Genomic DNA, 23711 nt, shown 5'->3' on the forward strand with positions numbered 1-23711 from the left:
ATATCCGAACTATCTCAATTCTACAGGACCAACCACGAGCGCTTCAGCAATTTTCGCACCTACTCGTCACGGATTCAGGGTATACCAAATTAACTTTGGCATTCTGGATTCGACAGGCCGCACGAACTGGGTGGAGTCGGTCGATCCCGGTGGCGCGCTGCTGCTGGGGCTTCTGACCATGAGAGATGACACGGGTTACTCCGTTCCGCCTACGCCAAGTCCGCTGATTCTGCAAGTTCCAGTGGTTCGCGTGACCCAAGGTGGCTACGAGAGCGATCGGCGTGTGTCCATGACGCTATCGCATACCGCCCCGATCACTCGACAAGCACCGCTCTTCTCATTGCAATCGGAGGCCACGGGGGAGAACGCACTCGGTCGTCCGCTTTTTGTCTCCTACGACACGTACCGGCGCATCCTGGAGACAGCGTATCAACGGCCGTACGCTGCTTTGGTTCGCGCGTTTACGCAAGGACAGGATTTGGGCATTCAACCGGTGGAGAACGTAGCGGTTTATGTACCTCATGTAGCGGACGTGGACCGGGTTGCGCGGGCGCTGGCCGGCCGCGGCTATGGAGAGTGTAAAATGAACTGTGTAAACTCCCCAAGCCCAAACGCGGGAGTCTACATGGGGAGTGAAAGAGCATGGATGTTCTATCCAAGGAGCAAATCCGTCAACTCATTCGAGACGGCAAGCTGAAGGATCTTCACGACGTCCAAAGCATGCTCAGGGAGCTTTTTCGCGAGCACCGTCCAAGAGATGCTCGAGGCTGAAATGGACACGCATCTCGGATATGCCAAATACGACGCGAAGCACAAAGATACGGATAACGCCCGAAATGGCCACGGCGCCAAGCGGACGGTGCAGTCCGAACTCGGTGAGATCGAGATCGCGCTTCCTCGAGACCGAAAAGGCGAGTTTGAGCCTGCGATTGTGCAAAAACGCCAGAAGCGCATGCCAAGTATCGAGGAACAGGTCATTGCCCTTTATGCTCGTGGCTTCAGCACGAGGGATATCCAGGACCACCTCCTGCAGATCTACGGCGTAGAGATATCTCCCACGCTGGTGTCGAACCTCACCGATCGCCTCTTGCCGCGGATTCAGGAGTGGCAGAATCGTCCATTGCACCCCCTCTATACCGTCGTCTTCCTCGACGCCATTCACTACAAGGTGCGCGAAGAAGGCCGCTTGGTAAGCAAGGCGGCGTACATGGTCATTGGCATCGACATCGAGGGTCAGAAAGATGTGCTGGGCATCTGGATTGGGCAGAGTGAGTCCTCGAAGTTCTGGCTAGGCGTGTTGAATGACCTGAAGGCGCGTGGCGTGCAGGATGTGCTCGTCTTTTCGACGGACAACCTGAAGGGATTCAGCGAAGCCATCGCCGCCTGTTTCCCGCAATCCGATGTCCAAAAATGCATCGTCCACCAAATTCGCAATTCGCTGCGGTATGTGTCCTACAAGGATTTAAAGGCGGTCGCGGCAGCACTCAAGCCCATCTATCAGGCACCCACGGAAGAGGCGGCCTTGATGGAGCTTGACCAGTTTGAACGGGTATGGGGAGCGCGCTATCCCCTGTGTGTGAAGTCGTGGCGAGACAACTGGACGGAGCTCGCGACGTTCTATCGGTACCCCGTGGAAATGCGGCGAATCATGTATACGACGAACATCATCGAGGGCTACCACAGGCAGTTACGAAAAGCGACGAAGGGCAAGAGCATGTTCCCAAACGACGAGTCGTTGTTGAAGATGCTGTATCTGGCGACGATGGAGGTGACGAGAAAATGGACGATGCGGGTGGCCAACTGGGGCACCATTCTAGGGCAACTAGCCATCTACTTCGGGGACCGAGTGACGCCATACCTGCCATGACGACGTTAGGTGGCATGCCCACGGTGTGTGGCATGCCACGTCGGACCAGGATGGCAGCCCGGAATCGGCTGTCAAGGCTGGAAAGCGCACCTTGACAGCCTCACATGGGTACGACATCTGGGTGTTCGCTACAGGGCCGAAGGTAATCTCTTCAAAAATGGAGTTTACACAGATCACTTGACACACCCCGGCTATGACACGGTGTACACCTTTCGCGCGTTCCAACAACTCTCGTCGACGCTCCAAACGTCCAGTTGGATGGCCCTGGTGTTCACCATGCTCGTGGCGGCGGGCACGTACGCTGGCATCTGGCTTTTCTTTCGGAATGACCTTCGCCGTGGTCGAAAAGACATGGGAATTCTTCGCCACTTGGGATATTCGCCGTCGGAGGTTGTTTCGGTCTACCGCCGCAAACTTCGCGCACTCTTTCTAACCTGCATGGCTTCGGCATGCCTGTACACCCTTGTCGGAGGTATCGTGCTGTTCCGGCTTTCTTGGACGGCTTGTGCGTTGCTTGCATGCGTGATCGCGGCGTTTGTCGGGCTGATGGAAGTGGGGAATACACGCGCTGTTCGGAAGACGGCCATGCTTGATATCGCGGATCTCGTGCGGTTTTCGAAAGAGGAAGAGTGAGGCTCGCGCGGTCGTGATGAGCATCACCGAGGCTTATCGCGTCCTCCAACTGCTCGTTTGGAGCCTATCCGCTGCCCATTCAGATTCTACGGGGATAGTGACCTCCCGCCTTGCGAATTCGCTCCGATCCTGTCACTCTCTGAGTCAAAACGTTTGTCGGTTCCGCGGAGGCGGAGGTGTCCTATGCTCCGAGCGAAGAATACGGCGAATCTGCTTGGCATCGAAGTGAGTGGAGACTACGACGATTTGCAAGCTCTTTATCATGCTTTGCACGAGGTGGTCGGCGAGGAGGGAGAATACCCAGCTTCGAGGAAGCTCGTTTGCGCGTGCTGGGCGTGTGTTACGATGTGCGGCATGCACTTCAAGGGCACCGTCGGGTGGAGCTCTATCCGAATGGGCTAACTGAAGACATGATGCGCTTTCATGGGCTTATCGCCCCTCAGGAAAATGTGCGCTGCTTGAAACGCTGTACCCAGAAGCGTTGTTTGTGGCTGCCGCATTGAACGACTTTCTCATCCTCTATACGGACAAGCGAGGAGAAACTCCATATGGGCTCTACATGAATCCCAACCAGGATCTTCACGTTGTCCATGTGCACCACTTTCAAGCCCTCATCATCCAGTGTGTCCGCGAGGCCGTGAGCCCTACCGCGTTCAAACGCTTTTTGAAGGCGACGGATACGAGATTTCCGTGGTCTCAGAACTATACTACGCAATATCTGGACTACCTCAATTTTGAGTACGCCAAGAAGTCTCCTTCTCGCCGCGCATTCTCGATCGCGACGATGATGGAGAAGATGATTGCTCGTGGCCCAGAGTACCATTCGATCGAGCAGGATGTCATACGCTTCGCTCAGGAACGTGGGTGTCCCCTCGAGGATGTAACGCTTCAGGCTGACATCGACTGGGATGCCGTGGAGTGGTAGGCTGCTCGCTCACGCACTGATGGCGATGACGAGCGGTAAATACACAAAGCTCAACGCGGTCGTGATGGCCACCACCATGGACGTCCATTCCTCGGCCACGTCGTAACGGCTGGCCAGCGCCACCGTGTTGACGGCAGCTGGCATGCTTGCTTCCACGAACAGCACGGATGCGAGCAGGCCATGGATGCCAAGCGCAAGCAGCAGGAGCCTCGCCGCGACAGGCACCATCACCACCCTCAGCGCCACGCCCCAGCCATACGTCTTTCCGCCATGCGCCCAACCAGCGCGTGTGGCCAAGCTGCATCCCCAGAATGAGCAGCACCACGGCTGCATACGCGTTTCCGAGCAGTTTGGCAGCCGTGCTTATCCCTCCTGGAAGCGGTTGATGCAAGATGGCCAGCACAAGGCCGAGGGCGCTCGCGTACAGGAGCGGGGCGCGCAGCAGGGCGCGCCAGCCGCTCTCGCCCGAGCGTCCGCTCGCCGCGATGGACACGCCGAGTGTGTTGACCAAAAGAATCTGCAGGATCACGTACAGGGTTCCCAGCGCGAATCCCTGGGTGCCGAACGCGAGCAGCAGCACAGGCAGGCCATAGTTATTGGAATTGCTGAAGATGGTGGTCAGCATGAGCGCCCGCGAGGTCGCCCGGTCGAGTCGGAACAGCCGACCCGCCGCGATGGCCGCCACCCAACAGAATGCGGTCATGACCGCAGTGAACAATGCGATTTGGACGACGTGATTGCCGCGCAGATTGGCTGACGGCAGGGCCGAGAGAATGAGCGCCGGCGCCAGCAGGTACAGCGCCACGGTCGACAGCGATTTCGTCTCGACAGGCTGATACCGCGCCACGAGCGCACCTGCGACGCAGACGATCAAAATGGGCACGGTGATGGTCCAGAGCAAATGCAGAAAGCCCATTGCAACAACCCCATATCTCGGCGATCTCGTCCATGGAACTGCGGATACGTCATCATTTCTCGCCGGCACCGAAAAAATCCTGTCCGTGCGTTGACGATGCGGCTTCATTTCGGCATAAAGGGAAGCAGGGGGCCTTCCGCAAGAAGGCCGTAGCCAAATTGCATCGCGCGCGAAATTCAGGTGGAGTCTGTCAAATGGCAGACTCCTTTTATGTGAGCCTTTTGCAGAATGACTGATTCCGTCGCGAGCAAAAACGACGCACTCTTCTCGTGAAAGATAACTTGTTCCATAAAAATCCTTTTCCGTTGTGTGGATAAATCACGTCCCTTCGGTGGTGTTCATTCGAAGCATCAGGTTAAGCTACTTGCTCGATGCGATTCGTCCGGTGCATCGCCAGAGCAGATGCCAAGAGCACAATCGCGTGGATGTACGCATGTACGGTGACTTTCTTGATGCCACGTACATGCAGGTCGTCAAGCATGAGCCGTTCTTTCAACCGTGAAAAGCAGCGTTCCACTGCGGTCCGTTCATCATAAAGCATCTTCCATGTGCGAGAGTTGCGATGTGGATTCGCGTATCGACGGACGTCCTCATCGATGTGCTTCTTCACAACCATGCCATAGCTCGATGCAGAACATGCAGCCATGCCAAGCGGACAATCGACATGTCCTGTCGCGTGCGGACAGCGAAACTTGAGCCAGTCGCCCTCTGCACCCCAATACGTCATCCGATACCCCCCATCGTAGACGTTCGCTGGCGTTACCGTGAGCGCCATGAGAAGTTCACTCTTGGCATCGACCGCCAAATGGACCTTGTAGCCAAACCACGCCAGCTTGTTGCCAAAAGCATCGAACTTCGCGCCCCAGTTGGCCCGATGGGAGGTCTGGACACCTGAGCGTGGGTGTTTCCGCTCATAAGCATGGATGGCCGTGCTGTCGATGGCGACGTGTTCGCTCTTGATGAGCCCTTCGTCACGGCATTGACGAACCAACTCGGCAAATAGTGTCTCCGCAACCCCTTGGTCGACGATGGCCTGAAAGACGCGACTTAGTGTCGAGACGGATGGAATGGATTCGTGAAGGAAGAAACCGCACTGGTAAGGGAAGCGCAAATCACTCTCCAAACGTTGGTGAAGCTGCGTGAAGGTCGAGATGCCCTCAAGGGGTGCCACGAGAAATGCTCACAAGATGGCTTCGCGAGAGATGGGCTTAGCCCCTTGGGTGTCGAACTTCTCAACTTCGCGGCATACGGCCTCAGATCGAGCGCGGAAAAAAACGTTCACGCCGCTCCGAAGGGTCAATTTCCATCCATTCGTCGAAGGAAAAGAGCCATGTCTGTCGAAGGTACACGTTGGACTTCGACCCCTTGAAATGGTTTGCTGGACACCATTTTCTTTCTCTCAAGTTGGGGTGAAGTCCTTCTTTATGCTCGAAAAACCCTTGCCGCACAAGGGCTCTTGATTCTGCAAAAGGCTCAATTTCCATTATGTGAAACGCGAGGTTTGGATGCAAGCGTTTTTGAGGAGGGGCGCACCATGCAATCGGCGTCACCGGAACGCACCATCTTCATCAGTGACATTCATGGGCATCTGCGTCCGTTTCGTCGCCTGTTGGACAAGCTTGAATACCGGCCGGGCCGCGATCAGTTGGTTCTCGTCGGCGACTACATCTCCGGCGGGCCGGATAGCCTTGGCGTTCTCCACTTGGTGCATCAGCTGTGCAGCCAGGGGGCGGTCGCGCTTCGCGGCAATCACGAGGAGGCTCTCGTGCGCTGGATGCGCGGCGGGATGAAGCCGCTCGGTCCCGTGCGCGACTCGCTGTATCGAGCCATTGCGTCAGACTCGTCGCTCGCCGCCTTTCTCCCCACCCTACCGTACTCCTGGGAAGGGGAGCGGTGGATCGCCGTTCACGCCGGGATCCATCCCGACAAGCCCGATTGGCGGCAAACCGCGAAGCGGGACCTGTTGACCATCCGCGAGCGGTTTTATGCGCGCCCGCATCGGGTGGGTAAGCTGGTGGTATTCGGGCACACGCCGTGCATGGTGCTGCATGGGACGCATGACGTGTGGTATGGTTCGGATAAAGTCGGAATTGACGGAGGTGCGCGTCACGGCGGACAGGTAAACGCGCTCGTCGACGCGGGCGGCGCGTTGACCAGCACAGCTGAGCCCGTGTGACATCCTGCGGCAGATGACCGCGGCGCAGGCGTGGATGCCGCGTAGCCAACGAGAGGGGGGCGGTGCGCGTGCTGTTTCGCAGCCCGACGCTCGGCGTGGTGACGTTGGAGCAGGTGGCAGAGGACGCCATCCAGGAGCGAAGAGAACATCCCCAGGATCGCTTTCGGTTGATCATTGGCACCGATTCGCAGCCACACGAGCACACGGCGTCTGCGACCTTCGTGACCGCGGTCATCCTGCACCGCGTGGGGCGGGGCGCCCGCTACTATGTGCACAAGGAGCATCACGAGCACATCCACTCGCTGCGCCAGCGCATGTTTACCGAGGCCTCGCTGTCCCTGCAGGTGGGCGGTCTCCTGAGCGAATTGCTCCAAAAGGCCGGACAGGATTGGCAGATCGAGGTGCACCTCGATATCGGCGAAGGGGGCGAGACCAAGCAGTGGATTCGCGAGATTGTCGCATGGATTGAGTCGAACGGCTACGAGGCGCGCATCAAGCCCGAGTCGTTTGGCGCGAGCAAGGTGGCGGATCGCTACACCAAGTCGTGATGTCTCCTGCGAAGGTTCGGCCCGCGGATGCAGCTCATCCACGCCTCGACGGCCCGCCAGTCACGCCGTCCCGGCCAAAGCGGTGGCGGATGGCTCGAACCGCTGAAGAGGGCGATCTCGGCCGCCCGCGCGTCCTCGCGCAGGAGATCGAGCACGGTCGCCTGCGCGCCCGCCTCCCGCGAAGGGTTGCCCATCAACCTACCGTCCCACGCTTCATAGACCCGCCACGGAATCCCTTCACGGCGCGTGAGGGCGAAGAAGAGCCCCGGAGAAGCCACGAAACGCGGCGAGACGCGCAGGAAGACAGAAAGGGGGATGAAGTGCGGCAGGAGAAACGGCCGCAGCAATGGCGGGGCGCCCGCGCGGCACACGAGGCGATGCCAGTGCCGGTCGATCTCGGCCGCCCGCACGCGTCCCCAGACGCCCGTGATGGCTCCCGGGTGCCGGAGGGCGTCCTCGAGAAAGTCTGCGAGCATGGGGCCGAATCCTCCCTGCCAATCCGCATCCATCATGAATACGGCCGTCGAATCAGGCCAGCGCCGCCAGGCCTCCATGGCTGCGATGGCCCTCGGGGCGTCGTGTCCCAGCGCCTGGGCAAACTCCACCACGGTGAGTTCCAGTCCCAACGTGTCCGACACCCGCCGCGCCTCCGCCACGGTGCCATCCGTGCAGCCGTTGGCACAGATGGCCACCCGCCTGACGCCCGCCCGGGCCACTTGCCGCAGGACGTTGCCAATCCGCCTCGCTTCGTCGCGCGCACCGAGCGCGCACGCGATGTCCCGCGCATCCGCCATGTTTCCATCCTCCGGGATCACGAAGCCGTCGAGCCGCATACCGTAGTCTAGAGCCCGCCATGGGAGGCGATGACGGTGTGGCACATTGGCGATCGCGTCACGCGCCGTTCGTACGGCCACGACATCTGCTTCGTGATCGTTGAATTGGACGAAAGCTCGGAGACCGCCATCCTCAAGGGACTGGACGTGCGCCTGATGGCCGACGCGCCCTTTGACGATCTCGCCCCTGTCACCGAGGAGGATATGCGCGCGTTCGAGGCGATGCGCACGCAGGTCGTCGGCGAATGCCTCCGCATCATTCGATCCCGCCGCGCCCACGACTCGGAGAAGCGATCGCTCCGCAAAGAGGCGCGGTACCGGGCGAATCCCGACTTCTTCGAGCGCCCGGGGACCGTGCTTCACTTGGACGGCGACGGCAGCTATCTGCAGAAGTGCCTCGCCATGTACGAGGAGCTCGGCATTCGCGCCGTCGGGCAGCACGTGGCGGAATCGGAGATGCCGCGAAAGGTCGTGCATCTGCTCGAGACGTATGCGCCGGACATCCTCATTATCACCGGCCACGACGGCGTCATCCGCAAGGGCAAGGACTGGTCCGACATCAAGAACTACCGAAACTCGCAAAACTTCGTGAAGACCGTGGCCAATGCCCGAAAATACGTGCGGAACATGGACGATCTCGTCATCATCGCCGGCGCGTGCCAGTCTCACTTTGAGGCGCTCATCGAGGCGGGCGCGAATTTCGCCTCTTCGCCGCAGCGCATCATGATTCACGCGCTCGATCCCGTCTTCATCGCGGAAAAGGTGGCGTTCACGCCCATTCACGAGACGGTGAATCTGTACGACGCGGTGAAGTCCACCTACACAGGCACGGACGGGATCGGCGGACTGGAGTCGCGCGGCAAGTACCGGCTCGGACTGCCGAAGTCCATGTACTGAGGTCATGTGAGGCATCCGGTGTGTCCAGGCCGCGGGCGACGTCCCGACGAAGGCCCGCGGCGGTCCCTCATCGGCGCCGAATTCCATGCGACTCGCCGTGGATCCCCGTAAAATACCCATTGACACCGAAAAACATGCGCTGATATAATCATCTAATTTCCTTGACACCCCGTTCCGTGCGATGGTATAATGAAGCGCGGAAAGAGGTGGTGTGTGTTGGCCAGGAATGCGCTCCACGAAATTAAGAAGAGTCTGGATGGACTCGTGGGTGAACGCGTGTTGCTCCGCGCAAACGGAGGCAGGCGCAAAACCATTGAGCGCTTCGGGGTTCTCGAAGAGACGTATCCGTCGGTGTTCGTCGTCAAGCTGGACCCGCCGGACGGATCGTTTGAGCGCGTCTCGTACAGCTACGCGGACGTGCTGACCGAGACCGTCGAGCTGATGCTGTGCAAGGAGGACGGGAACACCACCAAGTTCGTGGTTGAACACTGAACCTCGAAGATGGACCGGGGGCTCTGTGAGGACAGGCCTCGTCACATAGATGGAACAGGATGAAGATGACCAGGGTGAGGCGGATGGCCTTGCCCTTTTTGTTGTCCGTAAGCCCTGCACCCGCGGAGTGAAAGCCGCATAGAACACGCCTCTCCAGCGCATTGTAAAGGTGTCGCCTCTGACCCAGGGAGGGATTTGGCATGGCACGGCGGAGAAGCACCATGTCAGATGCGTTCAAGGTGGAACTGGCCAAGGAGCTCGGGTTCTACGACACGGTCCAGCGCGAAGGCTGGGGCGGGATCAAGGCGCGCGACGCCGGGAACATGGTGAAACGCGCCATCGAGATCGCAGAGCAAGCGTTGGCTGAGAAGTCCGGGCAGAGGTGACCGAGGGCGGCTGGGATCATCCCGGCCGCCCTTTGTTGGCGTTCGCATGCTGGCCACGCGTTTCGGGAAGAGTAACTGGATGATCTGACCAATCTCTGGGAGGGCGTGCGGTTGGGGCAGAAAGGACCTCTCGTCATCATCGGCGGCGCGGAGGACAAGGCGGGCGAGTGCCGCATTTTGCGCCGATTTCTCGATCTCGGCGGCGGAAAGCGTGCCCGGGTGCTCGTCATCACCGTGGCGACGAAAACCCCGGTCGAGGTGGGCGCGGAGTACGTGGACGTGTTTCACCGCCTCGGGGTGGACGACGTGCGTACATTCGACGTGTCCACCCGCGAGGCCGCGAACCGCGACAGCGCAGTCCAGATGATCGCGCAGGCGACGTGCATCTTCTTCACTGGGGGAGATCAGGAGCGCATCACGAAGCTCCTCGGCGGAACGAAGGTGGATTCGGCGCTGCACGAGGCGCACCGCAACGGCGTCGTGCTCGGCGGGACGAGCGCGGGCGCCTCCATGATGTCGAGCACCATGATTGTCGAGGGCGAGGGAGAGACCAATCCCCGCCTCTCCATCGTGCGCATGGCGCCCGGCATGGAGTTTCTGGATGGCTGCGTGATTGACCAGCATTTCGCGCAACGAGGCCGGCTCGGAAGGCTGTTGTCTGCGGTCGCGCAGTATCCGCATCATCTGGGGCTTGGCATCGACGAAGACACGGCCGTCGTGGTGCACGACGGGCAGGTGCTCGAGGTCATCGGCCGCGGGGCGGTGAGTGTCGTAGATGCAGGAAGCGCCACCTATTCCAACCTCGACCGCATTCGCCGGGACGAATCGCTCGCGCTGTGCGACGTGAGACTGCACACGCTGCCGGAGGGCTGCGGGTTTTTGCTCCACGAGCGCAGGCCCATTCCCGACTTTCCACACTGGCTTCGCCAGAAGGAGCTATCCTCATGAACATCGTACGCATTCGCTTCATCGAGGGGCCCAACATCTTCACGTACCGCCCCATTCTCCTGGCCCGGTTGGACCTCGGGGCGTATACGGGCAAAGAGAGCATCGACATCCCCGGATTCGGAGAGCGCCTCTTGCGCCATTTCCCTGGTCTGCGTCAACACCACTGCGCCAAGGGACGGCCGGGCGGCTTCATCGAGCGCCTGGAGGACGGCACCTATTTCGGCCACATCTGCGAACACGTGGCCATCGAAATGGGCCATCTCGCCGGCATTCCGGCCAACTACGGCAAGACCGTGTACGCGGGGCGGCCGGGGCTGTACGACGTGGCCATCGAGTGCGCGTCCTACCCCGCGCAGCGGCGCGCACTCGAGGCCGCCCTCGACGTGGTGACCTCGCTCGCCGAAGGTCGCCACCCGGGCGATCTCGACGCCCTGATTCGGGAAATCGCGAGGCTGTACGAGGACGACCGCCTCGGCCCGAGCACGCAGGCCATCGTCGACGCGTGCCGGCGGCGCAACATCCCCGTCCGGCGCCTGCAGGCGAGTTTCCTCGAGCTCGGCTACGGCGTGCACCGGAAGCGAATCGAGGCCACGCTTACCGACCGGACGTCTTGCGTCGCCGCCGACATCGCGAGTGACAAGGCGTTGACCAAGCGTCTGCTCGACGAGGCCGGGCTCGCCGTGCCACCAGGCGGGGTGGCGGCGGACGAGGACGAGGCCGTTTTTCTCTGGCGCCACCTCGGCGGGCCCGCCGTTGCCAAGCCGCTCGACGCGCGCCAGGGCCAGGGCGTATCGCTGCGCCTCGAGTCCGAGGCGGAGGTGCGCGCTGCATTTCGCGAGGCCAGGCGGTACGCGCGGGAGGTCATTGTCGAAGCGTATGTGCCAGGCGAGAACGTGCGCGTGCTGGTGGTCGACGGCCGCGCAGTCGCCGCGTCCGTGCGCGAGCCCGCCTTCGTGGAGGGAGACGGCGTGCACACGGTCCGTGAGCTGGTCGATCTCGTCAACCGCGATCCGCGCCGCGGCGAGGGCCACGAGAAGCCGCTGACGAAGATTGCTATTGACGAGATCGCGCGCCAGGTGCTTCTGCGCCAGGGCATGTCGCCAGAGTCCGTGCCGCAGGTCGGCGAGCGGGTGGCGCTGCGCGAGAGCGCCAACCTCTCGACGGGCGGCGAGGCGCGCGACGTGACGGACGTGTTGCACGCATCCTATTTGCGCATCGCCGAGCGGGCCGCCGAGGCCGTGGGCCTCGACGTTTGCGGCGTCGATCTCGTCGTCCCCTCGCTCACGGCTCCCGCGGACGCTGGGGGATGGGCGGTGATTGAGGTGAACGCCTGCCCGGGCATCCGCATGCACGAGCACCCGTCGATCGGATCGCCGCGCCGGGCTGCGGAAGCCATTGTGGAGTCCTTGTTTCCGGCCGGATCGGACGGCCGAATTCCCATCGTGTCCATCACAGGCACAAACGGCAAGACGACCACCGCGCGGCTCGTCGCGCACGGGTTCGCGCTCGCCGGCAAGACCGTGGGGCTCACGACAACCGGGGGCGTGTACATCGGGGGCGAGTGCGTGTTAAAGGGCGATACCACGGGGCCTATGAGTGCGCGGCTTGTGCTGTCGAATCCGCGCGTCGAAGTCGCCGTGCTCGAGACGGCGCGCGGCGGGATTGTGCGCGGCGGGCTCGCCTACGATGTCGCGGACGTCGGGGTCATCACCAACCTGTCGCTCGATCACGTGGGCCAGGACGGGCTCGAGTCCATCGACGACATCGCCTTTGTCAAAGCGCTCGTCGGAGAGTGCGTCCGCGACGATGGCGCGGTGGTCCTGAACGCGGACGACCCGCGCGTGCTCGCCCTGGCGCCGCGCTTTCGCGCGCCGCTCGTGCTCGTGTCGCAGGTTCCGGAAAATCCGCACGTCGCGCGGCACGTGCAGGCAGGCGGCATGGCGCTGGTCATCTCGGACGGCGTCCTCTACGAATGGCAGGACGGCGCCCAGCGGCCCATCCTCGCCGTCGAACAAATTCTCATCTGCCTGGGCGGCCTTGCGCGCTTTCACGTCGAAAACGCGGCGTTGGCGGCGGCCGCCATGCGCGCGGCGGGGCTACCCGCATCCACCGTTGCCCAGGCGCTCGCGACGTTCTCGCCCGAGCAGAACGCCGGCAGGCTCGAGATGTACGTGCTCCCGAACGGGGCGCGCGTCGTGCTGGACTACGGCCATAACCCGGCCGGCTTCCGGGAGGTTGGGCGATGGCTTCAGGCGCTCGCCTGCAGGCGACGCGTCGGCGTGGTGGGCGTTCCGGGGGACCGGGCCAATCACGTCGTGGAGGAGGCGGGGCGCGCGCTCGCACCGTGGTTCGACGAGGTCATCGTGAAGGAGGACGCTGATTTGCGCGGGCGGGAACCCGGCGAGATCGCGCGTCTCTTGTCTTCTTCTATCTTGCGGGCGTGTCCGGACAAAAAGGTGGCGGTGATCCTGGACGAGCGAGAGGCCACACGCATCGCCGCGCGGGGGGCTCGGGCCGGAGGACGTCGCCTGCGTGTTTTACGAGCGGCTCGCGCCGCTCAAGGAGGCGCTTGAGGAGCTCGGCGCGCGGCCGTGGCACAAGGTTGTGGCGGAGGGCGCGGGCGAGCGGCTCGTCATGCTGTGATTCTTGACATTGTCTTGCCGCCTCGGCATGCTAATCCTAGTCGAGGTGGGGCGCTTTGTTGTTGCAACGCGCGTACGCGAAGATCAACCTGACCCTGGATGTCCTTGGGCGCCGCGACGACGGCTATCACGAGGTCGACATGGTCATGCAGACGGTGGACCTGTCGGATGTCGTCTGGCTTGAGGCTCGAGCCGACGGCGACATCACCATGGAGAGCACATCGTCCTCGGTGCCTATGGACGAGCGGAACCTGTGCGTGCAGGCAGCGCGGGCATTCAAGCGCCGCACGGGCTTTCCGGGCGGCGTGCACATTCAGCTCGAAAAACACATTCCTGTCGCCGCGGGGCTCGCCGGCGGGTCGAGCGACGCCGCGGCTGTTTTGCGCGGGCTGAATCAGTTATCAGGCGCGGGGCTCACCCTGGACGAACTCGCGGACATCGGCGCGGAAGTGGGATCCGACGTCCCCTACTGCGTCTATGGCGGGCTCGCCATCGCGCGCGGGCGGGGCGAACGCGTGACGCGCTATCCGCACGTCCCGGCCATGTATGCGGTGCTGTTGCACCCGCGCCTCTTCGTCTCAACTGCGGACGTCTACCGCGGCCTTGAGCCTTCCGATTTCACCTCCTCCCCGCGCAGCGAGGAGATGGTGCGCTGCCTCGCGGAAGGGGACCACGAGCGGGTGGTTGCGCTCGTCCACAACGCCCTGGAGCGCGTCACCCTGAGCCTTTATCCGGAGCTACGGGCGCTCAAGGAGCGGGTGACCTCCATCGCGCAGCGGCCTGTGCACATGTCAGGGTCGGGGCCCACGATGTTCATGCTGACCCCCGTGCATACGCACGCGCAGCGGCTGTACAACGCGCTCCGCGGCATCATGAAAGACGTGTACGTGTGCCGGTTTGTGGGCGGCTACGCCCAAGCACACGCGCGCAGCTGAGGAGGCGGGCCATGCAGCGGCATGAACGGCTCATCCGGCTGACCCGCCGGCTCGTCGAGCGCCCCCATGGCGCCCATCGGCATCTCGGCGCTGGCCGAGGCGTGGGGCGTGGCCAAGTCCACGCTGAGCGAGGACGTGCAGCTCGTCCGCGAAGTGCTCGCCGATGACGGCGCCGGCCGGGTGGAGACGCTCGTCGGGGCCCAAGGCGGCGTGCGCTTTGTGCCCCAGGTGGATCGGGAGCGCGCCGAAGCCTTTCTGTGGGATGTCGCGCGCCGGCTCGCCTCGCCGGATCGCGTCATCGCCGGCGAGTTCTTGTACGCGTCGGATGTGTTGGGCGATCCGGACGTGATCGACACGGCGGGCGCCATGGTGGCGAGCCGATTCGCCCACGCGGGCGTCGAGGTGGTGGTGACCGTCGAGACGAAGGGCATCCCGCTCGCCGCGAGCGCCGCGAGGTACTTGCACGCGTCGCTCGCCATCGTCCGGCGCGAGCAGCGCGTGACGGAGGGCGCCTCGCTCACGACGCACTATGTGTCCGGTTCGGCGAAGCGCATTCAGACCATGTCCTTGAGCACCCGGCTGGTCCCGCGGGGTGCGCGGGCGCTCATTGTGGACGACTTCATGCGCGCGGGCGCCACGGCCCGGGCGGTGGCCGAGCTCATCGGCGAGTTTGGCGGTGAGGTCTGCGGCACGGCGGTCTTTATGGCCACGTCGCAGCCCGCGCAGAAGATGGTCGCGGATTACGTGGCGCTCATCGAGGTAGGCCCTGTGCGCGAGAGCGGTTTTGAGGTTCGCCCCAATCTCGGCGCGCTGGCTTGGCGCGCTACCCATGTCGATTGAGGAGGTCTTGTCCATGCAGATCATTCACACGGATCAGGCGCCGAAGGCCATCGGCCCGTATTCTCAAGCGGTCCAGGTGGACCGATTCGTCTACACCTCCGGCCAAATTCCGCTCACGCCTGACGGCGAGATGGTTCAGGGCGGCGTGAAGGAGCAGGTGGAGCAGGTGTTCCGCAACCTCGACGCGGTGCTCACGGCGGCGGGCGCGCGGCGCGATCAGGTCGTAAAGGCCACCATCTTCATGACGGATCTCGCCGAATTCCAGGTGGTCAACGAGGCGTGCGAGGCGTTTTTCGGCAGCCATAAACCCGCTCGCTCGACGGTGCAGGTGGCGGCGCTTCCGCGCGGCGCAAAGGTCGAGATCGAGCTCGTCGCCTATCTGGGTAAATGAGCACCAAGCGGAAAACAGAGAACGAGGTCGAATTTTTGAAAAATGATGACGATCTGTGCAGGAGTTTGCCGCCCGGATGTTGAATTGGTCGTGCAAGACAGATGTGACCAATTCGCGACATCAGGGTGGTGAAGAGGGTGCAGATCACCGATGTAAGGCTTCGCCGAGTGGCGAGTGAAGGCCGCATGAAGGCGATCGCGTCCATTACCATCGACAGCGAGTTCGTCGTCCACGACATCCGCGTGATCGATGGCAACAACGGCATGTTTGTCGCGATGCCGAGCAAGAAGACGCCGGACGGCGAGTTTCGGGACATCGCGCATCCCATTTCGTCGTCCACGCGCCAGAAGATCCAGGAGGCCGTCCTCGCCGCGTACTACCGCGCGCAGGAGGCGGACGCCGAGAACTCGCAGCCGCTTCGTGACTCGGCCATGTGAAGCTTGTGTGAAAAGTCCCTGGCGAAAGTCAGGGCTTTTTTGTGATCGCGGGCCTGCCAAATTGAAATGCACCCCCCCATCGGGTACACTTTGTGGCGACAAGATTTGTGGGAGCGCACACATGGCGCGCTCGGAGGAGATATTGCATGGCGCAAACCGCTGTCGTGCTGGCCGCGGGGCACGGCACACGCATGAAGTCACAGACACACAAGGTGTTGCACCCGGTATGCGGGAAGCCGATGATTCACCACCTTTTGGACAGCCTTCGTGAGGCGCGGATGGACCAGGTCGTGGTGGTGGTGGGACAGCATCGGGAACAGGTGGAGGCGGCCATTCGCGGCCGCGCCGAAATCGCGGTCCAGGAGAAGCAGCTCGGTACCGCAGACGCCGTGCGAGCGGCGCTGCCGCTCGTGCCTTCCGATACAGAGACGGTCGTTGTGCTCTACGGCGACGCACCGCTCATTCGGCCGGAGACCATCTTGCACTTGATGCGGCTGCGCGAGGAGACCCGCGCAGCCTGCGTCGTGCTTGCGGCGGAAGTGACGAATCCGAAGGGGCTGGGCCGCGTCTTTTTGAATGATCGCGGCGAAGTGGAGCGCATCGTCGAGGAGAAAGACGCGACGCCGGAAGAGCGCGCGCACCGGCTCATTAACACGGGCATCTACGCGTTTCGCCGGGATGCCCTGGAAGAGGCCCTTCGCGAGGTCAAGAATGACAACGCGCAGGGGGAATATTACCTGACGGACACGGCGCTCATCCTGTCCCGCCGCGGCGAGCGCGTCATCGCGCACATCGCGGAGGACGAGGACGAAATTGCGAGCGTGAACAACCGCGCCGAGCTGGCGCGCGTGGAGGCCATCTGCAGGCAGCGCATTCTCGCGCGCTGGATGATGGAGGGGGTCACGGTGGTGGACCCCAACGCGACGTACATCGAGGCGGATGTGGAGCTCGCGCCGGACGTGACTCTGCTCCCCGGCACCATGCTCGCAGGCCGCACGCGGATATCGACGGGGGCGGTCATCGGGCCGCACACGCGGCTGGTGAACACGGTCGTGCGGGAAGGCGCGCGCGTGCAGTTTACGGTGGCGGTCGAGGCCGTCATCGGCGAAGAGGCCGAGGTGGGGCCGTTCGCCTACCTGCGGCCGGGGGCGGAGATTGGGCGGCGCGTGAAGATTGGCGATTTCGTCGAGGTGAAAAACAGCCGCATCGGCGATGACACCAAGGTGAGTCACCTGGCGTACGTGGGAGACGCGGAGATTGGCCGCAACGTCAACATCGGGTGCGGGGCCATCACGGTGAACTACGATGGCGAGCGGAAACATCGAACGGTCATCGGCGACGACAGCTTCGTTGGTTCAAATGTGAACCTCATCGCGCCCGTGACCATCGGCAAGGGCGCGTACGTCGTCGCGGGCACGACGGTGACGGACGACGTCGGCGACGACGGCTTCGCCATTGGCCGTGTGCCCCAGACCACCAAGCCGAACTACGTCCGGGCGTGGAAGGCGCGCAGGCAGAATCGGAATCCGGAGAAGGGCGGGAACCATTGTGGCCATTGACGCCGACTTGAAGCTCGTCACGGGAAATGCCAATCCGGCATTGGCGCAGGAAATTGCCGACTACATCGGAGTCCCGCTGGCGGACTGCCAAGTCGGGCGGTTTTCGGACGGCGAGGTCCGCATCCGCCTGGGCGAGAGCGTGCGAGGCGCAAACGTCTTCATCATTCAACCCACGAGCCAGCCGGTCAACGAGCATCTCATGGAGCTCCTCATCCTGATGGATGCGGTGAAGCGCGCCTCGGCGCGCACCATCAACGTCGTGATCCCGTACTATGGATATGCGCGTCAGGATCGCAAAGCCCGCGCGCGCGATCCCATCACGGCGAAGCTCGTCGCCAATTTGCTGCAGACGGCGGGCGCGAGCCGCGTCATTTCGATGGATCTGCACGCCGGCCAGATCCAGGGCTTCTTCGACATCCCGGTGGATCACCTCATCGGGATGCCCATCCTGGCGGATTACTTTCTGGACAAGCAAATTGAAAACCCCGTGGTGGTGTCGCCCGACATGGGCGGTGTCACCAGGGCGCGCGCGTTTGCGGAGCGCCTGGGCGCCCCGCTCGCCATCATCGACAAGCGGCGGCCGGACGCGAACGTGGCGCAGGTGATGAACATCATCGGTGACATCGAGGGCAAGACGGCCATCCTGATTGACGACATGATTGACACGGCGGGGACCATCACCGCGGGCGCGGCGGAGCTTTTGAAACGGGGCGCGCGCGGGGTGTACGCGTGCTGCATTCATCCCGTGCTCTCGGGACAGGGCGTGGAGCGCCTGCAGAACTCCGCCATCGAAGAGGTGGTCGTCACCAACACCATTGCGCTGCCCGAGCACAAGCGGATCGACAAAATCAAGGTGCTGTCGGTGGCGGAGCTCATCGCGGAGGCCATCATCCGCGTGCACACGCAGCGCTCCGTGAGCCAGCTGTTCGACTGAGGAGAGACGGACCTTGAAAGTCATCGTGGGACTCGGAAATCCGGGGCGCGAGTATGAGCGCACCCGGCACAACGCCGGGTTCATGGCCATCGACACCTTGGCGGAGAAACTCGCGGCGCGCGTGGACCAGGCCGACTTCCACGCGCTCGTCGGCGACGCGCGCTACGCGGGCGAAAAGGTTCTGTTGGTGAAGCCGCACACGTATATGAACGTAAGCGGCCTTTGCGTAGGCGAGATTGTCCGCTACTATCGGATCGATCCGGCCGAAGACCTGATGGTCCTCTACGACGACATGGACTTTCCCCCGGGCGTCGTTCGGCTGAAGGCGCAGGGGTCCGCAGGAGGCCACAACGGGATCAAGTCCATCATCGATTGGCTTGGCACGGAGAAGTTCGGGCGCGTCCGCATCGGCATCGGCCGGCCGCCGAAAGGAGCGCCGATTGTGCCGTACGTCCTGGGAGCGTTTTCGCGAGAGGAAGAGCCGCACATCCGCAGGGCGCTGGAAACGGCCGCAGAAGCGGCGCTGTACGCCGTCGAGCGCGGATTCGCCAACGCCATGACCCTCTACAACGCGGCGGCCAAGGCTTGAGCCGCCGCGAGCGGCGGAGGTATGGGAAGCGCATCGCGTCTCCATACTAAGGGGAGACCTGTCTGACAAACGTCTGACAAAGGGGCGATCCCGATGCGCTTCGAATACGTCTGCCGCTATTGCAGACAGAAAATTGGGGCGGTGGACGCGTCGCACTGGTCGCTGAGCGACGCGATGGAGCGGCTCGGCCTCCACCATCTCGAACCGGATCACCAGTGGGACGTCATCCGCCCTCGCGACAACCAGTTTGAGATTCAAACCGTCTGCGACGCCTGCGAGCAGGCCGTCGCGATGCATCCCGAACTGCTCTTGGAAGGAAGTATCATACAATAAATCCAGGTACATGCGTGTGCTGGGAGGGGGAAAAGGTGAAGGGTCTCGTCGAACTCATGGCCGCAGACGGGGCGCTTTCGTCATTGGCGGACGGGATGGGGCCGCGCAGAAACGACATGCTCATCACGGGCGTGACCGGAGCCGGACGGCAGCTCGTGATGGCGGCCTTGTACCATCTCCGCAATCGCCGTCTCCCAGAGTCGATGATTGTGGTGACGCATACGGCCAGTCACGCGCAGACCATCTGGGAGGACTTGAAGGAGTACCTGCCGGACGCGCGCGTCTATCTGTATCCCGAGCGAGACAACGCGCTCGTGGATTACCTGGCGTCGTCCTCGGATGTTCTGGCGGATCGGCTGCACGTCCTTGAGGCCCTCGCGCAGGAGGGCCCTGTCGTCGTGGTCACCACGCTTCTCGCGGCCTGGCAGCCGGTGACGAAAAAGCATCACTTTCTACACTCGCTGGTGAACCTCGCGGTAGGGGAGACCAAGCCCATCGACGACGTGGTGGCTCAGCTCGTGCGCGGCGGCTACGAGCGCGTCAGCCTCGTGGAGAGCCGCGGCCAGTTCAGCGTGCGCGGCGGCATCCTCGACGTCTTCCCGCTGGGCCACGACCTCCCATATCGCATCGAGTGGTTTGACACGGACATTGACTCCATTCGCACGTTCGATCCCGCGACGCAGCGATCCCAGGACAAGCGGGATCGCGTGTCGTTTGGCCCGGCGTTCGACCTGATGCTCCCGCAGCCCGTCGCGGACAAGGTGGCGGATGAGCTCGAGGCACGGCTGGAAGCCAGGCTGAAGACCGTGACCGATGCGGCGCTCCGGGATCGGCTGGAGCAGTCCATCTCGGCGGACATCCGCAAGTTGCGAGAGGGGCAGCCGTTTGCGGGCGTGGCTCGCTACCAGCTTCTGTTCCCGGATCACGCGGACACGCTGTTCGATCACGTCTCTCAGCCTGCATTTGTCTGCTTCGACGAGACGGCTCGGATCCTGGAGCGCGCGGAAGTGCTTGAGAAAGAGTTTCGCGAGTGGCTCTCAGGCGCCATCATGCGGGGCGAGGTGCTCTCGGGGACGGTCGACGCCATTCACTACGAGGCGAAGTTTCAGGAATTGAATCGGCCGAAGGTGCATTTTGCGACGTTCGCCCATACCCGCGGCAGTCAGCGGTATCAGCAGGTGCTCAACATCTCGGCGCGCAGCATGCAGAATTTCCACGGTCAGATGAACGTGTTGAAGCAGGAGCTCGCCCGCTGGGAGAAGGCGCACACGCAGGTGGTGTTTGCGGCTGCGACCAAGGAGCGGGCGGATCACCTGGCGCGCGTCCTGGACGACTATCGCATCCAGGCGGACCAGGTAGAGGTCTTTACGCCGGGATCGAAGGTGCCGCAAATTGTCGTCGCCAACCTGTCGAGCGGGTTCGAGTTGCCGATGCACCGCATCGCCGTGATCGTCGAGACCGAGGTGTTCACGGCAAAGCGCAAGCATCGCCAGACGCGCGCGCAGGTCTCGGATGCGGAGCGGATCAAGAGCTACCAGGAGTTGAACGTCGGCGACTACGTGGTGCACGTGAATCACGGCATTGGCCGATACATGGGCATCAAGACGCTCGAGGTGGATGGCCGCCGCAACGACTACCTGTACCTGAGCTACGCGGGCGGGGACAGCCTGTACGTGCCGGTGGACCAGATTGACCAGATTCAAAGGTACATCGGCTCGGGCGAGAAGGAGCCGAAGCTGCACAGCCTCGGATCGAGCGAATGGCAGAAGACGAAGAACCGCGTCAAGAAGTCGGTGCGCGACATCGCGGGGGATCTCCTGAAGCTTTACGCGAAGCGCGAAGCGACGCCCGGGCACGCGTTCTCGCCCGACACGCCCTGGCAGGCGGACTTCGAGAACATGTTCCCATACGAGGAGACGCCGGATCAGCTTCGCGCCATCGCGGAGATCAAGCGGGACATGGAGAAGCCGCGCCCGATGGATCGGCTCTTGTGCGGCGACGTGGGCTACGGCAAGACGGAGGTCGCCATGCGCGCGGCGTTCAAGGCGGTGATGGACGGGAAACAAGTCGCGGTCCTGGTGCCGACGACGGTCCTCGCGCAGCAGCACTATGAGACGTTCAAGGAGCGGTTCGCCGGATTCCCGGTGAAAATTGAGATGCTGAGCCGCTTCCGGACGCGCAAGGAGACGCAGGAGGTGTTGAAGGGCCTCAAGGAAGGGACCATCGACATCGTCATCGGCACCCACCGGCTTTTGCAGAACTCGGTGCAGTTCAAGGATCTTGGGCTTCTCATTGTGGACGAGGAACAGCGCTTCGGCGTGACGCACAAGGAAAAGCTGAAGCAGTTGCGCGCGAACGTGGACTGTTTGACGCTCACCGCGACGCCCATCCCGCGCACGCTCCACATGTCCATGCTCGGCGTGCGCGATCTGTCCATCATCGAGACGCCGCCTGAGAACCGGTTCCCGGTGCAGACGTACGTCGTGGAGTACAACGAGGGCCTTGTCAAGGAAGCCATCGAGCGCGAACTCGCCCGCGGCGGACAGGTGTACTTCGTCTACAACGACGTCCAGACCATCCACCGCATGGCGGAACGCGTGCAGTCGCTCGTGCCCGATGCGCGCGTGAGCGTGGCGCACGGTCAGATGGCCGAGGCAGAGCTCGAGCGCGTGATGCTCGACTTTCTCGAAGGCGAGTACGACGTGCTCGTCACCACCACCATCATCGAGACGGGACTCGATATTCCGAATGTGAACACCTTGATTGTCTACGACGCCGACAAGTTCGGTCTGTCCCAGCTTTACCAGCTGCGGGGCCGCGTCGGCCGATCCAACCGGATTGCGTACGCATATTTTACCTATCAACCGGCCAAGGTGCTGTCGGAGGTCGCGGAAAAGCGCCTGGCGGCCATCAAGGAGTTCACCGAACTGGGCAGCGGCTTCAAGATCGCCATGCGCGACCTGTCCATCCGCGGCGCGGGCAACCTGCTCGGTGCCGAGCAACACGGATTCATCAACTCAGTGGGCTTCGACATGTACACGGAACTTTTGCAGCAGGCCATCCGCGAGCTGCGCGGCGAGCAGCTGGAGAAGCCCGTCGAACCGACCATTGACGTGCCCGTCGAAGCGTACATTCCAGACACCTATATCTCGGATCCGTCGCAGAAAGTGGCCATGTACAAGCGGTTCCGGGCAATACAGGCGGTGTCCGAGGCGGACGATCTCGAGGACGAGCTCATCGATCGCTACGGCGATCCGCCGCAGGAGGTGCGCAATCTGCTCGACGTGACGAGGCTCAAGAGCCTCGCGATGCAGGCGCACGCGGATCACATCGCGACGCAGGGGGCCGAGACGACCGTGCGGTTCCCGAACGAAAGCAGGCGGCCGTCGATTATCCGAAGCTCCTGTCCATGGCGGTCAAGCACAAGGCGCAGGTCACCTCGCGGCCGAACGGCATGATCTTTGTGGCGTTCCGCACTAAGGGCCTGGCAGGGGACGAGATCGTCCGCAGGCTCATCGCCTTCTTGGCCGATTACCTGGAGATGGTGCGGCAGTCCAAAAGCAGGAAGAGGTGGCGGGCGTCTGACTCCCGCCGCGCCTGGCCCTCATGGCTTGGCTGGTGCATAGAGGATCTGGGCGAGTCGCATAATACAGTCACGTCGGATTCCGTTGCACCAAACTTCATGAGGGTGAGGGATCTTTTTGAAAGCCACAGGCATCGTGCGGAGAATTGATGATCTCGGTCGGGTGGTCATTCCGAAGGAAATTCGACGGACGTTGCGCATTCGCGAAGGCGATCCCTTAGAGATATTCGTGGACCGCGATGGCGAGGTCATCCTGAAGAAGTATTCGCCCATCGGTGAGCTCGGGGACTTTGCCAAGGAGTACGCGGATTCGCTGGCCGAAAACACGGGGCACATCGCGATGATTGCGGACCGGGACGTGATCATCGCCGTGTCGGGGGCGCCGAAGAAGGAGTTTTTGGACAAGCCTGTGAGCGAAGACATCGAGCAGGCGATGGAGGAGCGCAAGACCGTTCATAACTCGACGGCGGGGGAGTACGCCATCGTGCGAGACCGCCCGGAGCGATTCGGCGCGCGCGTCATCGCGCCCATCATCGCCGCGGGCGATCCAATTGGCGCGGTCATCCTCGCCACCCGCGACGAGAGCGTGCGGATGGGGGAGACCGAGGTCAAGTTGGCGGAAACCGCCGCCGGTTTTTTGGGAAGCAGATGGAACAATGAACAAGCGTCATCCATAATGTACCATATATGCATGGGGTGTTCAAGTGCGATTCGGACGGATGAGCGCCAACGGCGCATGTCGAAACCGACGGCCGATCGCCATCGGGCCTCCCGCACTGGGGAAACAGGAGCCAGCGGGAGGCCGTTTTGTGTTCGCGATCCGTGTGCAGTATCATGTGGACGATGC

The 23711-nt window shown here is 62.5% G+C and carries 23 protein-coding genes and 4 pseudogenes; 23 read left to right on the plus strand and 4 right to left on the minus strand.

Features of this window, described 5'->3' with window-relative positions; translation table 11 throughout:
- Positions 1-130 precede the first annotated feature (130 nt).
- From TC41_RS16375 to TC41_RS16650, 6 genes and pseudogenes are all read left to right on the plus strand, one after another.
- Positions 131-697, plus strand: coding sequence for a hypothetical protein (locus TC41_RS16375; RefSeq protein WP_158306704.1), 567 nt, complete (start codon positions 131-133; stop codon positions 695-697).
- Positions 643-1867: pseudogene (locus TC41_RS00975) on the plus strand (IS256 family transposase). The gene TC41_RS16375 and the pseudogene TC41_RS00975 overlap by 55 nt, the downstream one beginning before the upstream one ends.
- Before the next feature lie 177 nt (positions 1868-2044).
- On the plus strand, positions 2045-2500 hold the full coding sequence (locus tag TC41_RS00980; protein ID WP_014463115.1) for a hypothetical protein: 456 nt from the start codon (positions 2045-2047) through the stop codon (positions 2498-2500).
- A gap of 183 nt (positions 2501-2683) precedes the next feature.
- Complete coding sequence (locus TC41_RS16645; RefSeq protein ID WP_014463116.1) at positions 2684-2902, plus strand: DUF6904 family protein; 219 nt, start codon at positions 2684-2686, stop codon at positions 2900-2902.
- Entirely contained in the window at positions 2848-3003 is a 156-nt protein-coding gene (locus TC41_RS17170; RefSeq protein WP_374952860.1) for a DUF6904 family protein, read from the plus strand. The genes TC41_RS16645 and TC41_RS17170 overlap by 55 nt, the downstream gene beginning before the upstream one ends.
- Positions 2988-3425: a DUF6904 family protein gene (locus TC41_RS16650; RefSeq protein WP_041694849.1), complete on the plus strand. Its 438-nt coding sequence runs from the start codon at positions 2988-2990 to the stop codon at positions 3423-3425. The genes TC41_RS17170 and TC41_RS16650 overlap by 16 nt, the downstream gene beginning before the upstream one ends.
- Positions 3426-3434: 9 nt before the next feature.
- Here TC41_RS16650 and TC41_RS00995 read toward each other — a convergent pair whose 3' ends face one another.
- From TC41_RS00995 to TC41_RS01005, 3 genes and pseudogenes are all read right to left on the minus strand, one after another.
- Positions 3435-3722 carry an AEC family transporter gene (locus TC41_RS00995; protein WP_237699992.1) on the minus strand — a complete coding sequence of 96 codons (288 nt, stop codon included), beginning with the start codon at positions 3720-3722 and terminating at the stop codon, positions 3435-3437.
- 241 nt (positions 3723-3963) lie between these two features.
- Positions 3964-4449, minus strand: a pseudogene (locus TC41_RS15555) (AEC family transporter); the annotation flags it as partial.
- Between the two features lie 247 nt (positions 4450-4696).
- Positions 4697-5690 (minus strand): annotated as a pseudogene (locus TC41_RS01005) (transposase).
- 185 nt (positions 5691-5875) lie between these two features.
- Between TC41_RS01005 and TC41_RS01010 the strand changes: the two are divergent.
- On the plus strand, positions 5876-6517 hold the full coding sequence (locus TC41_RS01010) for a metallophosphoesterase family protein (RefSeq protein WP_014463121.1): 642 nt from the start codon (positions 5876-5878) through the stop codon (positions 6515-6517).
- 68 nt (positions 6518-6585) lie between these two features.
- The gene (locus TC41_RS01015; protein ID WP_041695603.1) at positions 6586-7065 is read left to right on the plus strand and encodes a ribonuclease H-like YkuK family protein; all 480 of its coding nucleotides are present in this window, start codon (positions 6586-6588) and stop codon (positions 7063-7065) included.
- Here TC41_RS01015 and TC41_RS01020 read toward each other — a convergent pair.
- A complete protein-coding gene (locus TC41_RS01020) occupies positions 7050-7859 on the minus strand; it encodes a hypothetical protein (RefSeq protein WP_041694851.1) in 810 nt (269 codons plus the stop codon). The two genes, TC41_RS01015 and TC41_RS01020, sit on opposite strands and share 16 nt — an antisense overlap.
- Before the next feature lie 69 nt (positions 7860-7928).
- Here TC41_RS01020 and yabG point away from each other — a divergent pair, with 69 nt between their 5' ends.
- From yabG to spoVT, 15 genes and pseudogenes are all read left to right on the plus strand, one after another.
- Positions 7929-8795 (plus strand): sporulation peptidase YabG, encoded by an 867-nt coding sequence (yabG, locus tag TC41_RS01025; RefSeq protein WP_014463124.1) that lies wholly within the window; start codon positions 7929-7931, stop codon positions 8793-8795.
- Positions 8796-9011: 216 nt separating this feature from the next.
- Positions 9012-9287 (plus strand): biofilm formation stimulator Veg, encoded by a 276-nt coding sequence (veg, locus tag TC41_RS01030; protein WP_008340745.1) that lies wholly within the window; start codon positions 9012-9014, stop codon positions 9285-9287.
- Between the two features lie 200 nt (positions 9288-9487).
- Entirely contained in the window at positions 9488-9673 is a 186-nt protein-coding gene (locus TC41_RS01035; protein WP_169304837.1) for a small, acid-soluble spore protein, alpha/beta type, read from the plus strand.
- A 111-nt stretch (positions 9674-9784) separates the two neighbouring features.
- Positions 9785-10621: a cyanophycinase gene (locus TC41_RS01040; RefSeq protein WP_041694852.1), complete on the plus strand. Its 837-nt coding sequence runs from the start codon at positions 9785-9787 to the stop codon at positions 10619-10621.
- The gene (cphA, locus tag TC41_RS01045) at positions 10618-13194 is read left to right on the plus strand and encodes a cyanophycin synthetase (RefSeq protein ID WP_014463127.1); all 2577 of its coding nucleotides are present in this window, start codon (positions 10618-10620) and stop codon (positions 13192-13194) included. The genes TC41_RS01040 and cphA overlap by 4 nt, the downstream gene beginning before the upstream one ends.
- Before the next feature lie 125 nt (positions 13195-13319).
- Complete coding sequence (gene ispE / locus TC41_RS01050; protein ID WP_014463128.1) at positions 13320-14198, plus strand: 4-(cytidine 5'-diphospho)-2-C-methyl-D-erythritol kinase; 879 nt, start codon at positions 13320-13322, stop codon at positions 14196-14198.
- A 66-nt stretch (positions 14199-14264) separates the two neighbouring features.
- Entirely contained in the window at positions 14265-15038 is a 774-nt protein-coding gene (locus TC41_RS01055) for a phosphoribosyltransferase family protein (protein ID WP_014463129.1), read from the plus strand.
- Between the two features lie 13 nt (positions 15039-15051).
- Positions 15052-15429, plus strand: coding sequence for a RidA family protein (locus TC41_RS01060; protein ID WP_041694853.1), 378 nt, complete (start codon positions 15052-15054; stop codon positions 15427-15429).
- A 137-nt stretch (positions 15430-15566) separates the two neighbouring features.
- Positions 15567-15866, plus strand: a complete 300-nt coding sequence (gene spoVG, locus TC41_RS01065) for a septation regulator SpoVG (protein WP_012809622.1) — start codon at positions 15567-15569, stop codon at positions 15864-15866.
- Between the two features lie 146 nt (positions 15867-16012).
- Positions 16013-17425, plus strand: a complete 1413-nt coding sequence (gene glmU / locus TC41_RS01070) for a bifunctional UDP-N-acetylglucosamine diphosphorylase/glucosamine-1-phosphate N-acetyltransferase GlmU (protein ID WP_014463132.1) — start codon at positions 16013-16015, stop codon at positions 17423-17425.
- Positions 17415-18359, plus strand: coding sequence for a ribose-phosphate diphosphokinase (locus TC41_RS01075; protein WP_008340731.1), 945 nt, complete (start codon positions 17415-17417; stop codon positions 18357-18359). The genes glmU and TC41_RS01075 overlap by 11 nt, the downstream gene beginning before the upstream one ends.
- 13 nt (positions 18360-18372) lie before the next feature.
- On the plus strand, positions 18373-18948 hold the full coding sequence (gene pth, locus TC41_RS01080; protein WP_014463133.1) for an aminoacyl-tRNA hydrolase: 576 nt from the start codon (positions 18373-18375) through the stop codon (positions 18946-18948).
- A gap of 93 nt (positions 18949-19041) precedes the next feature.
- Entirely contained in the window at positions 19042-19281 is a 240-nt protein-coding gene (locus TC41_RS01085; protein WP_014463134.1) for an anti-sigma-F factor Fin, read from the plus strand.
- 35 nt (positions 19282-19316) lie between these two features.
- Positions 19317-22739, plus strand: a complete 3423-nt coding sequence (gene mfd, locus TC41_RS01090) for a transcription-repair coupling factor (RefSeq protein ID WP_041694854.1) — start codon at positions 19317-19319, stop codon at positions 22737-22739.
- 243 nt (positions 22740-22982) lie between these two features.
- Positions 22983-23498 (plus strand): annotated as a pseudogene (spoVT, locus tag TC41_RS17175) (stage V sporulation protein T); the annotation flags it as partial.
- Positions 23499-23711: the final 213 nt, after the last annotated feature.

Source organism: Alicyclobacillus acidocaldarius subsp. acidocaldarius Tc-4-1, from assembly GCF_000219875.1.
GTDB lineage: Bacteria > Bacillota > Bacilli > Alicyclobacillales > Alicyclobacillaceae > Alicyclobacillus > Alicyclobacillus acidocaldarius_A.

What these genes read in the sequence shown, in the direction of transcription:
- TC41_RS16645 (WP_014463116.1), top strand. Translation starts at nt 2,684, where the DNA reads ATGCTCCGAGCGAAGAATACGGCGAATCTGCTTGGCATCGAAGTGAGT.
- TC41_RS01010 (WP_014463121.1), top strand. Translation starts at nt 5,876, where the DNA reads ATGCAATCGGCGTCACCGGAACGCACCATCTTCATCAGTGACATTCAT.
- TC41_RS01020 (WP_041694851.1), bottom strand. Translation starts at nt 7,859, where the DNA reads ATGGCGGATGCGCGGGACATCGCGTGCGCGCTCGGTGCGCGCGACGAA.
- yabG (WP_014463124.1), top strand. Translation starts at nt 7,929, where the DNA reads ATGACGGTGTGGCACATTGGCGATCGCGTCACGCGCCGTTCGTACGGC.
- TC41_RS01035 (WP_169304837.1), top strand. Translation starts at nt 9,488, where the DNA reads ATGGCACGGCGGAGAAGCACCATGTCAGATGCGTTCAAGGTGGAACTG.
- cphA (WP_014463127.1), top strand. Translation starts at nt 10,618, where the DNA reads ATGAACATCGTACGCATTCGCTTCATCGAGGGGCCCAACATCTTCACG.
- TC41_RS01055 (WP_014463129.1), top strand. Translation starts at nt 14,265, where the DNA reads ATGGCGCCCATCGGCATCTCGGCGCTGGCCGAGGCGTGGGGCGTGGCC.
- TC41_RS01060 (WP_041694853.1), top strand. Translation starts at nt 15,052, where the DNA reads ATGCAGATCATTCACACGGATCAGGCGCCGAAGGCCATCGGCCCGTAT.
- glmU (WP_014463132.1), top strand. Translation starts at nt 16,013, where the DNA reads ATGGCGCAAACCGCTGTCGTGCTGGCCGCGGGGCACGGCACACGCATG.
- TC41_RS01085 (WP_014463134.1), top strand. Translation starts at nt 19,042, where the DNA reads ATGCGCTTCGAATACGTCTGCCGCTATTGCAGACAGAAAATTGGGGCG.